At 60.7% G+C, this 12,689-nt stretch carries 16 protein-coding genes and 1 pseudogene; 7 read left to right on the top strand and 10 right to left on the bottom strand.

Annotation, left to right across the window (positions count from 1 at the left end; all coding sequences use genetic code 11):
* Positions 1-128 precede the first annotated feature (128 nt).
* A complete protein-coding gene (locus LB572_RS06325; RefSeq protein ID WP_224667130.1) occupies positions 129-1,094 on the top strand; it encodes a nucleoside hydrolase in 966 nt (321 codons plus the stop codon).
* 336 nt (positions 1,095-1,430) lie between these two features.
* A complete protein-coding gene (locus LB572_RS06320; protein WP_224667112.1) occupies positions 1,431-2,192 on the top strand; it encodes a Stf0 family sulfotransferase in 762 nt (253 codons plus the stop codon).
* 51 nt (positions 2,193-2,243) lie between these two features.
* Here LB572_RS06320 and LB572_RS06315 read toward each other — a convergent pair whose 3' ends face one another.
* From LB572_RS06315 to LB572_RS06305, 3 genes are all read right to left on the bottom strand, one after another.
* Positions 2,244-2,780, bottom strand: a complete 537-nt coding sequence (locus LB572_RS06315; RefSeq protein WP_224667111.1) for a hypothetical protein — start codon at positions 2,778-2,780, stop codon at positions 2,244-2,246.
* A complete protein-coding gene (locus LB572_RS06310) occupies positions 2,777-3,610 on the bottom strand; it encodes an SPFH domain-containing protein (RefSeq protein WP_140804921.1) in 834 nt (277 codons plus the stop codon). Before LB572_RS06310 ends, LB572_RS06315 begins: the two co-directional genes overlap by 4 nt.
* Before the next feature lie 99 nt (positions 3,611-3,709).
* A complete protein-coding gene (locus tag LB572_RS06305) occupies positions 3,710-4,246 on the bottom strand; it encodes a hypothetical protein (protein WP_224667110.1) in 537 nt (178 codons plus the stop codon).
* Here LB572_RS06305 and LB572_RS06300 point away from each other — a divergent pair.
* Positions 4,245-4,412 carry a hypothetical protein gene (locus tag LB572_RS06300; RefSeq protein WP_224667109.1) on the top strand — a complete coding sequence of 56 codons (168 nt, stop codon included), beginning with the start codon at positions 4,245-4,247 and terminating at the stop codon, positions 4,410-4,412. The genes LB572_RS06305 and LB572_RS06300 overlap by 2 nt on opposite strands.
* Positions 4,413-5,125: 713 nt before the next feature.
* A pseudogene (locus tag LB572_RS06295) lies at positions 5,126-5,546 on the top strand (DOPA 4,5-dioxygenase family protein).
* An 81-nt stretch (positions 5,547-5,627) separates the two neighbouring features.
* On the opposite strand, the gene LB572_RS06290 reads toward LB572_RS06295, so the two are convergent.
* Positions 5,628-6,350: a dCTP deaminase domain-containing protein gene (locus tag LB572_RS06290; protein ID WP_224667108.1), complete on the bottom strand. Its 723-nt coding sequence runs from the start codon at positions 6,348-6,350 to the stop codon at positions 5,628-5,630.
* A 34-nt stretch (positions 6,351-6,384) separates the two neighbouring features.
* Between LB572_RS06290 and LB572_RS06285 the strand changes: the two genes are divergently transcribed.
* The gene (locus tag LB572_RS06285; RefSeq protein WP_224667107.1) at positions 6,385-6,867 is read left to right on the top strand and encodes a deoxycytidylate deaminase; all 483 of its coding nucleotides are present in this window, start codon (positions 6,385-6,387) and stop codon (positions 6,865-6,867) included.
* Positions 6,868-7,105: 238 nt separating this feature from the next.
* On the opposite strand, the gene LB572_RS06280 is transcribed toward LB572_RS06285, so the two are convergent.
* From LB572_RS06280 to LB572_RS06260, 5 genes are all read right to left on the bottom strand, one after another.
* A complete protein-coding gene (locus LB572_RS06280) occupies positions 7,106-7,531 on the bottom strand; it encodes a very short patch repair endonuclease (protein WP_224667106.1) in 426 nt (141 codons plus the stop codon).
* Positions 7,503-8,255, bottom strand: a complete 753-nt coding sequence (locus LB572_RS06275; protein ID WP_224667105.1) for a GIY-YIG nuclease family protein — start codon at positions 8,253-8,255, stop codon at positions 7,503-7,505. The genes LB572_RS06280 and LB572_RS06275 overlap by 29 nt, the downstream gene beginning before the upstream one ends.
* On the bottom strand, positions 8,255-9,112 hold the full coding sequence (locus LB572_RS06270; protein WP_224667104.1) for a hypothetical protein: 858 nt from the start codon (positions 9,110-9,112) through the stop codon (positions 8,255-8,257). Before LB572_RS06270 ends, LB572_RS06275 begins: the two co-directional genes overlap by 1 nt.
* The gene (locus tag LB572_RS06265) at positions 9,109-10,275 is read right to left on the bottom strand and encodes a DNA cytosine methyltransferase (protein WP_224667103.1); all 1,167 of its coding nucleotides are present in this window, start codon (positions 10,273-10,275) and stop codon (positions 9,109-9,111) included. Before LB572_RS06265 ends, LB572_RS06270 begins: the two co-directional genes overlap by 4 nt.
* 543 nt (positions 10,276-10,818) lie before the next feature.
* Positions 10,819-11,283 carry a hypothetical protein gene (locus LB572_RS06260; protein ID WP_224667102.1) on the bottom strand — a complete coding sequence of 155 codons (465 nt, stop codon included), beginning with the start codon at positions 11,281-11,283 and terminating at the stop codon, positions 10,819-10,821.
* 367 nt (positions 11,284-11,650) lie between these two features.
* Between LB572_RS06260 and LB572_RS06255 the strand changes: the two genes are divergently transcribed.
* Complete coding sequence (locus tag LB572_RS06255) at positions 11,651-11,986, top strand: hypothetical protein (protein WP_224667101.1); 336 nt, start codon at positions 11,651-11,653, stop codon at positions 11,984-11,986.
* Positions 11,983-12,207 (top strand): hypothetical protein, encoded by a 225-nt coding sequence (locus LB572_RS06250; RefSeq protein WP_224667100.1) that lies wholly within the window; start codon positions 11,983-11,985, stop codon positions 12,205-12,207. The genes LB572_RS06255 and LB572_RS06250 overlap by 4 nt, the downstream gene beginning before the upstream one ends.
* 231 nt (positions 12,208-12,438) lie before the next feature.
* Here the strand turns inward: LB572_RS06250 and LB572_RS06245 are convergent, their stop codons facing one another.
* Positions 12,439-12,684: a MoaD/ThiS family protein gene (locus LB572_RS06245; RefSeq protein WP_224667099.1), complete on the bottom strand. Its 246-nt coding sequence runs from the start codon at positions 12,682-12,684 to the stop codon at positions 12,439-12,441.
* Positions 12,685-12,689 lie beyond the last annotated feature (5 nt).

Here is a 12,689-nt window from a genome sequence, read left to right as displayed (position 1 = left end):
CTGCGCGCCGAGACGGAGCGGGGCAGCGCCGGCATCCGCGATGTTGCACCCCGTTGTGCCAACCGAAGAACCTTGACGCTGCAAGCCGCCCCAGTCTGTAATCGCCCCAGGGAGGAACCACGGAAAAGATCATCCTCGATTGCGATCCGGGGCACGACGACGCCATCGCCATCCTGCTTGCGGCCGGCAACCCGAACATCGACCTGCTCGGCATCACCACGGTTTCGGGCAACCACAATGTCGAGAACACCACGCGCAACGCGCTGGCCACATGCACCGCCTACGGCATCAAGGTGCCGGTGGCGAAGGGCTCGCCGGGTCCTTTGGTCAGCGACCAGGTGCTGGCGGTCGAGATCCATGGCGAGACCGGGCTCGACGGCCCCGAACTGCCGCCGGCCTCCTTCGAGCTCGACAGGCGGCACGCCGTCGACTTCATCATCGAGACCGTCATGGCGCATGAGCCTAAGACCGTCACGCTGGTGCCGGTCGGTCCCTACACCAACATCGCGCTCGCAGCCCGCAAGGACCCGCGCATCATCGGGCGGGTTAAGAAGGTGGTGGCGATGGGCGGCGCCTTCACGCGCGGCAACATCACGCCCGCGGCCGAGTTCAACGTCTACGCCGACGCGGAAGCCGCCGACGTGGTGTTCCGCGCCGACTGGGACGTCACCATGGTCGGGCTCGACCTCACGCACCAGGCCCTGGCCACGCCTGAGCTGCAGGACAGGGTGCGCGCCGTCGGCGGCTCGATCGCCAAGTTCATCCTCGATATCTGGGAATTCATCGCGACCACGCATGGCGGCCTTTTGCAGATCGCATACCCCGCCGTGCATGACGCCTGCTGCGTGGCGGCCATGATCGACCCGACCGTCTTCACCACCGAGAAGGCCGACATCCGCGTCGAGATCGCCGGACGCTGGACCAAGGGCATGACGGTCTGCAATTTCGAGAAGATGGGCGGCATGCGCCATTTCGGCGGCACGGCGAGCGAGCAGGTGAACTTCCGCCACACGGTGGCGATGCAGCTCGACCATCGGAAATTCTGCGACCTCATCGTCGACGCGGTCGAGCGGCTGAGCCGGCAAAGGGCGTGAGCCGGCCTCGCAATTTCAGGATAGCAAGCGGCCCGGCGGCACCTGGAGCAATTCCAGGAAAAGTGTGAGCGGTTGGGCTCGGCGACTTCGCCGTGGCCTTCCGTCCAAAACTGCGTAAAAGAAACATCTGGAGTCGGTCGGCGTTTCGATGAAACGCTGGACCGTTCGGAACGGCTGCCGGGAGCGGCAGTCGCGAAAGAGCGGCATCGAGGCGGACATAGGCCGGGAGCGGCCCGTCCGCCCGGGCAAGACTGAAGCGATGGCGGGAATGAAGCTCTGAGCCCGCGCGTTCCTATGGCTTTACCGGCAGCGGGCTAAAAGAGAGGATATGATAGATTGAAGGGGGTTGCAGTTTTAACCGAGGGAAGAAGCGGTTCGAACTGGCTTGGAAGTCTCACCAATGCCACAGGCATCATGGGCCGTTCGCAGGAATGGCTGAAGCAGCTCCATCTCGGTCCTGAGCCGCGCAGATACGATGTGCTCGAGGAGACGGTGATCCGCGGAGCCTCGACCGCGAACGGCCGCTTCGCCATCAAGGTGTTTCCGCGCCATCTGAGCTGGTCGAAGGGCAAGTGCGGCAAGGACTTCCTGCTGGAAGTTCGAAAGAACAACGATCTGGGCTTCATCCTGCTCGAACGCCGCGATCGGCTGAGGCAAGCCATTTCCTTCTACCGCGCCAGCGTTTCGCTCTTGTGGACAAGCCGCGCCAAGGGCGCTCGATCTCCTGTTCCCTACAGCTTCGCCGGCATCAGCCAGGCGTTCTTCCAGATCGAGCAGAGCTACGCGTTCTGGCGGGCCTATGTGGACCTTTCGCAATTGCCCCACCGGCATTTCTTCTACGAGGACCTCCTGCCGGACCCGAGGCCCTATCTCGAAGCCGTCGCCGAATTGCTCGATGTTCCGGCGCCGGCGGCCGTGCCGGTCTCTCAACTCAGGATCCAGCGCGATGACCTCACCGAGGATTGGGTGGAGCGCTTTCGGCAAGAGGCAGCGAAGAAGGGGGCCATCGAGGCGATCGAGGAAGTACCGGTGCCGCGCACGCTGGACAATTTCGCCCGCATCGCCCTGAAGCGGCCTTTGAACAGAAGGCGGTTCTGACCAAGCGCCGCTCCGGCGATCCGCCGGAGCGCGTTTGACGCGTCGCGCGCCTCACAGCAGGAACGTCTGCCGGTCGCGCAAGGTGGTTGCGATGGCGGCGATGCCGGTCTCGATCTCGTTTCTGTTGGCCAGGATCGCCTCGCCGGCCGTGCCCTCCAGCAGCGAGCGCAAGAGCTCCGCCTGGCCGACCAGCACGGCGTCCTTTTCGGCGAGCGTAGCAAGCGTCGCGGCCTCCAGCCGGTAGCGCTGCGCCATGCGGTCGTTCTCCGGCACCGGCTGGTGGCGGATAAGCCCTTCCAGCCCGCCCACCTCGCGCCCCAGCCGCTCGAGCGCCTGCGCATTGGCGACGACGGCCGGGTCGGGGAAGGGATTGGCCCTGGTAGGCGTCGGTATGTTCTCGCGCCGGTAGCGGCTCTCGGCCTCGTCGAGCCCCGCGCGCGCCCGGCCAAGCAGCGAGCACGCCATCTGGCGCACCCGCTGGTCGTCGGCGCGGAGCTGGTTTTCCTGCCGGTAGAAATTGTAGCCATAGCCGTAGAACAGGTTGATCCCGACCTGCGCCAGTGGCCCGGCCTCGTAGAAGCGGCTCATCTTGTCGCGCCCACTTCGTCGCCCAGCGGATAGAACCCCGTCGGCTGGCCGCCGATCTGGAACGGCACGCCGGCCGCGGCATTGGGCGCCGAGACCAGGCCCTTGTCGGCCATCCGCAGCGCCAGGTAATAGCGCACCGCCTCGATGGGGGTGAGCCCGATCGCCTGCAGCGAGATCAATTCGCGCATGCGCTCGTCGCGCGGCATGATCAGCACCTTGAGGTCGTTGAGCATGATGCCGTAGACCTTGAGGAAATCGGTGAGATGCGCCTTCACCGCCTCGCGCACGTCGCTGATGCGCTCATTGACGTTCTCCATCTTGGTGACCTGGATGATCTGGTTGATCGCCTGCTCGATGGCCGGCCCGGCATAGTCCGCGATCTCCTTGGTGTCGATCACCGCGCCCGCGAAGGGCATGTGCGTGATGAGGTCGAGCGCCTCTTCCTTGCTGTCGATGTGGATGTAGTAATCCACCACATAGGACATCTCCGCCATCTCGGCGCTGGTCGCCACGCCCTCGTTGCGCACGAGCAGCTTCGAGCGGTTGATGTAGATGACCTCGTAGACCCAGGGCGACGAGCCGCCGAAGAAGCCTTGCACGACGGAGCCGACCAGCGGCTTGTCCGGCGTCTGCAGCGCATATTGCCCGGTCTCGTAGACATTGAGCACCGCGCCGCGCGATTTCAGGATGCAGAAATGGTTGCTCTCGACGGTGAGCAGCGAGCCCGAGACGATGCTCTCGTCGACGATCTTCATCGCCACGGTCCTGGTGCCCAGCGCATCCGTGCCGTCGCGCTGCAGAGACGTGATGACCTGCCTGGTGATTGCCATTGTACTTCCCTCGCTTGGTTGGAGGCGCGCGCGCCTCATGGATTTACGATGTGAAAACAGGGAGTTGGAGCGGATAAGCGATTCAAGCTGAGAGCCGCGCTAACGCGGCGAGCAGAGGCCCTTGCCCCTGAACGATTGTTCCAGCCGCGCGGTGCGGTCGCTGCGCTGCCGGTAGCCGCCATCGCCGTCGAGCAGATACTTCGCCCGCTGCTTGCCCTGCGCCTGCGCTGCCGCCTTCTTCGAGGCTTTGGCTGACGCCTGCCTGAGCGGCTTCAGCGCCTCGGTCGCCCGGCGCTCGATCTCGCCGGCGACTCCGGACTCCTGCAAGGCGCGGCTGACGGCTTGCCCGAGCAGTTCCCGCCCTGTCTCGCCGAGCAGGGCTTCGCCGAGCAGGCCTTTTTCGCCCAGAAAACCCTTCTCGCCGAGGAAGCTCGAAACCGCCTTGGCGACATCGGCGATCTCGCCGCCTTCTGTCTCGTCGTCACCGTTGTCGGAAGACGCCATTCGCGGCGCGGCGCGCCGGCCGCCTTCCGGCCGCACGCCTTCCCGCCGAGCGCCTTTCGCCCCGCTTCGCCCCTTGGCGAACCACTGCCAGGCGACGAAGCCGAGCGCGAGCACAAACAGAAGATGCGACATGCCGAACCCCCGCTGGAAAATCGTCAACGCACTCAAAATCGCCAAGGCGCTGAAATGGAAGGAGAGGGCAAAACAGGCCCGCCACGCCACCTCGGGACGGCGCCCGGGGTTGCGTGTTGGTGTTGAGCGCGCCGTTTCGACCGGCCCGCTCGATGGTCCGCCTTGATTGCCCGCTTTGAAGATGCCGGAACATGCCCGCCTCAGCGCGCCTTGCCGCCCGCTTCCGGGCGCCAACGGCCACGCCTAAGGCGCATCAAAGGCCGTTCCGTCGCCGCTCCCCCTCCATCCCTTGCCTCATTCACAAAGACGTTCTCTTCGCCGGACGGGGCTGTCCGGGAACCATGGATGGCATGCTGCATCGTTGATAAGCGAAGTCTGAAATGGCGGCCATACACATTGTCGCGAGCGACCTGGGGCGGGCTTTGGAAAGCTTGGTTCCTCGCCCCCGCAAAGCGGGGGGTCTGAAGGACGGGCGAGACCCGTGGCTCGCCCCGGAATGGTGGCCGCGTAGCGGACGGAGAAGGGGGCAGCGCTGCCCTACGCGATTGTCCCCTGCCGTCAGCACGGCAATCACATAAGGCGGCGCTGGCCCCCGCTCCGTCTCGGCGCTGCGCGCCGATCCACCTCTCCCCCATTTCATGGGGGCGAGGAAACGCCAGCCGCGAAGGCCGCGACCTCGGCGATTGGCGTTTCCTCGCCCCCGCAAAGCGAGGGAGAGGTGGCTCGGCGAAGCCGAGACGGAGAGGGGGCAGCGCCAGCGTATGTCATCACGCGCCCACCACGCAGCCACTAAACAGTCTGTCGAGCGGCCAGCCGTTTCCAGGAACCGAAGAACCGCCTAGAGTTCCGCTGTGCGCTGGAACCACCGGGAGCATCGCGATGAACGAAGCCACGCCACTTGATCCGAGACAGCTGGCGGAGATCGCCAGCTATCACGCCCACATCTATTACGGCGATGCGGCCGAGCGCCGGCAGGCCGAATGGCTGCGCCAGCGCATCGGTGAGCGTTTCCGCGTGCGGCTGGGCAACTGGCGACGAGCCGGTCGGCCCGCACGAGCAGGCCATGTACCAGGTCTCCTTCGCCACCGAGATCTTCGCCACGCTGGTTCCCTGGCTGATGCTGAACCACGGGGGCCTGAGCATCCTCATCCACCCCAACACCACCAACCCCAAGCGCGACCACACGGTCGACCCGGTCTGGATCGGGAAGGCGCTGGGTGTGCATGGCGAGGTGCTGGGCGAAGAGGACGAGGCGGAAGAGGCGCTGGAGGTGAATACCGAGCCGACGATGGCGGTGTGAGGGGGTGCTCCAGGTGGCTGGCGCATGTGCCCGATGCTCCGCCGCCGGCCTGGCGAACCGGAGTCCGCCGTCCTTGGAATGTCACTTCCCGCGCTCGATCAACTCCAGTCGGCCGTTGACCTTCTCGAGCCCCTTCGCCAGTTCATCAATCGACTTGTTGGTTGGCGAATTTAGCAGGTAGTTTAATCCAATCGGCAGAATCGTGAGAACGATTTGGATAACAGTGAAAATGGCTGCAATTACCGTAATCCAGGCAATACCGACCTTTTGCATCCGATCCATTACTGCGTCGCGTGCGCTCTTCGCTATGGCATCGCTATTCAGAAATGTGCGGGGGAATTCTGTGGACGCGATCTTCTGTATATCTCGAATGTATTCCGGTGAAGTTACGGCCTTAGGGAGCAGGGCCGCGGGAACTTTCGCATGCTTGAAGAGCGTTACCCTGAGAAAGGTCTGGCCCCGATCGACTGGAAAGTCGACCTTGCTGAAATTCAGAAGGGTGGTTCCAATCGGACCTTCCCAGCCCGGGTCCACGATGCCTACAGTAAGCGCCCAAATACCGTGTCTCGTTAGGGCTGTTTTGTAGGTAACGTGCCCAGTCACGTTGTCGGGTAAACGAAACACTTCTTTCGAGACAACTTGAACCATCTCTCCCGGCCTGAGCACGAAGGGACCTGTCGTGCGATTGCCATCTTGACCCACTATGACCCCAACTGTGAGTTCAAAACTGGACCCTCGCTTCAGCGGTTGGCCCTCCGAGAAGAAGCTGGTTGCGTCAAGATCGTCTGCTGCTAGAAGCTTCATCGTACGTCCCCCTTACCCATTCTGGAATCTTGCAATGACCCTTTCAGAGTCTGATCGACAGTTCATTCGCACCGCGATGTCGGCTGCTGAAGGGAGTTATGATCCGCATCGGCAAGTAGGTGCCGCAATCGTTGGCGCAGACGGTGAGCTTGCATCGATTGGTACAAACCGCCCCCCGGCTGAACTTAAATGCACTATTGAGGAAAGCCACGCTGCGATCAAGCGTGATCCGCGGTGGAAGTACTTCGTTTTGGAACATGCGGAGCGAAATGCGATCCGAAATGCCTGTCACGCTGGTAAGAAACTCGAGGGCGGAACAATTTACCTCACTCTTTTTCCGTGCTCAGACTGTGCCCGTGCAATTGTGGCTTCTGGATTAAAATGTGTCGTCGTTCCTGAAAGTGGAAAAGACTCTACAAGGGATGAAAAATGGCTTGAGCACTATAAATATGCCTCATTGATACTAGATATGGCAGATATAAATAGGGTAAACTACGACATATCTTCTGTAGAATAGCTTGAAACAAAAGTTAATTGCTTTTGTTCCTTCCTTCTCGGTTTCAGTGGGTAGCTTTCGTTCATGTCCTGTTCTCAGGAGGCGTATCTGCCAGCATGGCAGATCTCTTCTAGTGGGGCGTGTCAGCATGACAGCCTCTCTTTGCTGCTCGGACCGATGCTGAACCTTGCGTTTGCAACGAAGGTTGCGACTGAAGCCGGGATAGTGGCTGAGACTATAGTTTGCCGCAGCGCTTAGACTACGTGAGGAATGACTTTATCTTGTTTTCCAAGGCGTCTCGCTTGCGCTTTGGGGTTTCACACTCCCACACGGTCATCACTTGCCAGCCGGCTTCTTGTAGCGCCCGAAGGTTCTCGGAATCGCGCTTGACGTTGCGGCTGATCTTCGCTCTCCAATATTCGGCGTTGTCTTTCGGTTGGCGAGCGCCTCTCGCGCAGTCGTGGCCATGCCAGAAGCAACCGTTGACAAAAATGATTTTGCGTCGGCTTACAAACACGAGATCTGGATTGCCGGGCAAATCCTTGCAGTGGAGCGAATAACGGAATCCCATCCTGTGCGCCAACCGACGTACTATTATCTCTGGCGTCGTGTCCTTGGATCTAACAGCACGCATCACCTCACTGCGAGAGCGACTGCTACTCCCCTCTGTCGATTTCGTCGTCATTCTCCGACCCGGCCTCGACTTTGCTATCGCCCCCCAAGGCTTCAAAGCGTCGCTTAGCGAGCCAATGTAGGCGCTTAGTTTGCGTCACTAGCACGCGCCGCAGGCCCATTTTCACTTCGCGCTCGGAGATGACCTGCGCCAGCTTGGACACAATCATGGATCGACGCGCCAGCCGGGTATCTGGGTGGCTGCGCAGTTCTCGAATGGTATCCGACACGATGCTGCCGCGCACGGAGGGTGGTTCATTTATGCCAACTGTGGGGCTCGGCGGGTCCTTCTCATTGAGAATTGCCCCGAATTTGCTCTCCCTGCGCAGTCGTGTAAAAACCGCATGCTCAAGTGCGTCGAGAGCAGCGTTTGCCATCCTGAAGTCGGGATGCTTTTTGTTCACGCCTTCGAATTGAGGTAAGGGCCAGACCTCGATCTCAGCCACCTCAAAGGGGTCGAGGACGGACATCGCAACAGCGTCGGTGCGCTGGTTCGTCATGTGTCTTCCGACACGGCCGCTCAGCTTCTCCTTGGTCTGGCCGACGTAGATGGGTTCGCCGTCGTAGTCATAAAATGCGTAAACGCCCCACTTGTAGCTGCCAACTTTCTTTGTAACGCCACTGGGGTCATCGTAGTCTGTTTCGTGAAAGAAGGAGCGTATCCCCTTGCGCAGTTCGTCGGTTTCTAGTGGCGGCCGCTTGACCGCATCGTCCGCCGCGCTTGGTTTTTTCGCCATTAGCCTCTCCGGATCGGCGTCATCTCCGATTCGGCTTGGACTATACCGGCGCGAGTGATAGTCGTCTTGCGCCAAGTCTCGTCCCTGGCGAGCTCGATTTCGAAATCCACGAAGTTTAACTCGTCGTCGTGCCCGCCGAAACAGGTGTGGAAGGCCTGTAGCAGCGCAACGTCAGTCACTTTCTGTGCCATTGCCTTTGTCACGGCGCCAGCGGGTACGATTGAGGGAAACATGTAGATGCATGGCGGCGGCACTCGGAATGGCCCGACGTCTGTAAGCCTGGGCGTGGTCCCGCCCATGATCTTCGGACACGGCCGGCCGACGGTACCGCAAACCATATCCCAGATGATCACGCCGTCGACTTGTTGGTCGCGGGCGATCATCTCAGCCGACAGCCGGGTGTGGATCCCAGACCAAGCATTGCGCCGCGGATCGCCGCCGGCGTTGGTCATTATGCTCCAGATGACAAACTCGTCCGCAGTATCCGGGCGCTCGAACAACGTGACGTTGTTCCCATCCATGCCGCCTGTCAGGGCGATGACGGCGTTTCTGCCATGAGGCAGACGCACCCAATAATCGCTGCGCTCGGCTGCCTCGCTCAGGTCCCAGCCTTCGATTAGGCCCGCATCTTCAATATGATTCAGGACGTGCTGCACGAACTCGCGTTTCGGCCGCATCGTCCCTGAGTACTGACCACGGATACGCTCTATCGCGCCTCGGAAAAGGCCGGAATTGTAGAACTCTTTCTCGTCCAATCCGTGATCGCCGAGCAGGTGGGACTGAGTCTTTAGAACCTCCGCAAACTTTTCGATCTGATTTCGCAGATCAGCATTCTGTTCCCAGGGAATGACACTCATGCAGCAGCCGCGTCCTTGGCCCTAGGTTTCCTAAGTAGGGGCTCAAAGACGTATTGCGCAAGGTGTCTGACGACGGGGACGGCCACGCCGTCGCCCGTGAGGTGGTAGGCCTCGTTGTAGTTTTTGGGCAGCGCATAGCCTTCGTCTAGGCCCATTAATCTTGCCGTCTCGCGCGACGAAATCAGACGTGAGCGGATGCGCTCGCCGTCCACGACCACTATCACCTGCCGGGATGAACCTCCCGCTGGCGTTCGAAGGCATCCTGCCAAATCGTCAAATCGGACCTCAGCGCGCTGATACTTCACTCCGTCCTGAACGCGTGTGCGCTTATAGACAGCGCCTACCATGCGGCGCCCCGCGCGCTTAGCGGCCTCAACCTTTGCAAGATTGATAGGCGACATCTGCCCGAGCAGCTTCGCGGTTTCGTTAGCCGAATGCCACTGAACGCTGTCAGGCTGGTCCTCAACTAAGTCGGCGAACACCGTGTTGCGGTGTGGCGGAGTGGGTATATTCCACCAAAGCCACTTAGCTTTCGCCTCTTCGCCGACGCGTTCGTACGCCGCCTGTAGTCCGCGCGTGTGGAAAGGTTCAATCGGACCAGGTGCTACCATTGCGTTCTCAACCTCGATATCTTCGCGAACGCCGATGATGAATAGACGTGGCCTAGAGTGCGGAACGAACAAAGCGGCGTCAATCACTAGTGCGCCATAGCGATAGCCATTGTCCGCGAACGTTTGGCAGATGGCTTCAAAATCCTTGCCACCGTGGGACGTCAACGTGCCGGTGACATTCTCTAATGCAACCACCCGCGGGGCACGGCCTTCATCGATTAGCAGCTTCACGATGTCCCAAAATGGATAAAAGGTGCCGCTTCGCTCCCCACGCAAGCCAGCGCCGCCGCCTGCCAACGAAAGGTCCTGGCAAGGGAACGAAGCCCATGCGAGATCGGCGACCCCTGGCAACTCTTTTAACTGAACCTTACGGATGTCGCCGACTTTGAGAACAGTCTGCCCGTCCTTATCCCAATTGGCTTGGTAAGCAGCGCCTTTTTTGAAGTCGAAGTCGTTCGAAAAGATGCATTGCCAGTCACTGCCGAGGCCGGCGCGCGCCATGCCGCCGCCAGCGAAGAATTCGTAGAAAGTCAGCTTAGAGGTGTCGGTCATACAGTCCTCATACGCATCAGCGTGCTAGAATTTTGTTTATGGTTCGTTCTCACTCTAGCACCGTTTGCGTAAATTCATAGATGCAACCTGAGGTTTTCCAGACGAATCGTTTTCGCGCCGACTTTTAACAAGCCAGTACGAGCACACCAATGGCAAGTGCGTCATCGATTCAGGCACACAAAAGACGGGTGGGGTGATTGCCTATCCCCCGCCATCCTCGGCAGCAGAAATATTTCCGCCCCCTCGGGCAGCTCCTTGCTCCACGACCGCGATAAATCGCGCCGTCGATCGCCACCGCGATCCCCCGATCGATCCCTGAATACTCTCCCTGATGTCCGTGGCATCGATCTCGTGCTTGGCTTTGCCTCCGGCGACGGCGCTGAGCGAGCAACCCGAGGGGCACCCCAATCAAGCTGAGCCCTAGCCCGGCTCCGCCCTCAACCCTCTTCCTCCACCACAAACGACAGCGCGATCAGGTCGTCGGTGTCGATGCCGCCATGGCCATTGTCCAGCACGTCCGCGACCTTTTGGAAGGCCCGCATGTCATCCGTGCTGAGCTTGGCTTCCTTCAGCCTGTCTTGCAAACCCGCCACCCTGGTTTCCAACGTCATAGACGCCTCGATCATGCTTGCCTCCGTTACTATCCAGCGCCGCGCTCCAGACGCCCAGCATCAGGCATGAGAACACCACCGGCCCGATGAAAAGGCTGATGGCTATGCCCACGGCCGCGGCAATGCTTATCGGCTCCGCTTTCGCGGCGATCTTTGTAAGTCGGTCATCGGCCGGGATGAGATCGAGGATGGAAAGATCATGATGGTGCAGCGCGCTGTTGTCGTTTGCGGCCACCAGAAGCCGCTCCCGCAAAGGAAGCCGCACCTCGGCAAAGGGCTCGCAGGAGCTCATCCACATTGGGTCACGCTCCCGAAAATTGCGCCTTGTCGTGTCGTTCGAAAAGCGCCAGCTTGGCCGAATAGCCAAGCCTGAGCTTGGTTTTTGCAGGCGTCGCATTGAAAGGTGCTCACCGCCTTGAACCATGAGCCATTTCTGATGATCGGCTGGTGGCAGTTCGGGCATTCATAGCGAAGACTGACGTCCCGCAACTCATCGGAAATCGACATTGTTCACCTCTGCCCCGGTTCTTGTTCTTTCATCGGATGCCCGCCACCTGTGGGCGGGTGACGGGCGATCCGGCAGCCTGACGATGAAGGGACTGATTGTTCGTCAGTGAGCCCCAATGAAGTCGCGGGGCTTATGTTTCACGCGATGGACCAATGCCCCGGCGCATGGGACCTCAGTCCGTATCAGCGGAACCTAATGTTCCTCGCGCGCTTATGGCCAAATGAGCAGGCGCGGTCTCGACTTCTTCGACAAATGGATGGCTGAACATCTGCCGAACGTGCTGACGGATGATCCGCTCGCGGTGGCCGACCTCGCCGACGAAATGATCAAAGCGGCCGGGCGCGAAGGCATCCCGGCCAGCGAGATCGACGAGGAAGTCGACAGCGTTTTCGAGGTGATCTTCGAGGCGCTGCAGCATCGCGAAGGGAGTCTGGGAGAGAGCGACCAGGCTGTCTTCGAATTGCTTTCAGGGCGGCTGGCAAAAGCGGCCGGCATCACCCTGGATCAGCCCGGCGAGCTGATCGAAACGATCGGGACCGACTGGGATGCGCTCCTTCGCGAGGCGCATTTTCTCAAAGAGCAAGGCGAATGAGCGAGCGTGGCGCGGAGTTCTTTGGCCGATGGATCACCGATAATGTGATGCGCGGCAATGTGGGCGCGGACATCCTCTCGGTGGCCGAGCTGACGACCAAGTTGTTCGCCGACGCCAAGGCGGCAGGCATTTCGGAGGAGGAGATCGAAGAGGAAGTCGGAAGCGCATACGAGGCTATCCTGGCGGCGATAGTCGGCTCCAAGGATACCGGCAAACCGTAACGGTCGGACGGCCGTTCATGCCAACCGATCAGCCGCTCGGTGTAACATTAGCCGTCGCTAATTATTAATCCTCCACAGGAGGACATGCCATGCACAGCATCATCTATATTGTCGGCCTTGTCGTTGTCATTCTCGCCGTGCTGAGCTTTTTCGGGCTTAGGCGATAGGCGGTGCCCGCGGGCGGTCCGCGCGGGATCCGCGAAACCAGCGATGGCGGCGGCCGCTCGCTCGTTATCCCCCAGCCAGCCTCGGCAGTAGAAAAATCTCCGCCCCCTCTGGCAACTCCTTGCTCCACGTATCCCTATAAATCGTGCCATCAATCGCCACCGCGATCCCGCGATCGATCCAGGGCTCGATCCCGGGATACTGTTCCGCCAGCTTGCGGAACAGTTCCCTGATGTCCTTGGCCTCGATGTCGTGCTTGGCCTTGCCTCCGGCGACGGCGCTGAGCGAGCCCCAGAGGGTGACTTCGACCATTATCT

Origin of the sequence: Mesorhizobium sp. BH1-1-5, assembly GCF_020165615.1 — a bacterium.
Lineage (GTDB): Bacteria > Pseudomonadota > Alphaproteobacteria > Rhizobiales > Rhizobiaceae > Mesorhizobium.
The sequence above is the reverse complement of the archived record's forward strand: the minus strand, read 5'-3'. Positions and strand labels throughout refer to the sequence as shown.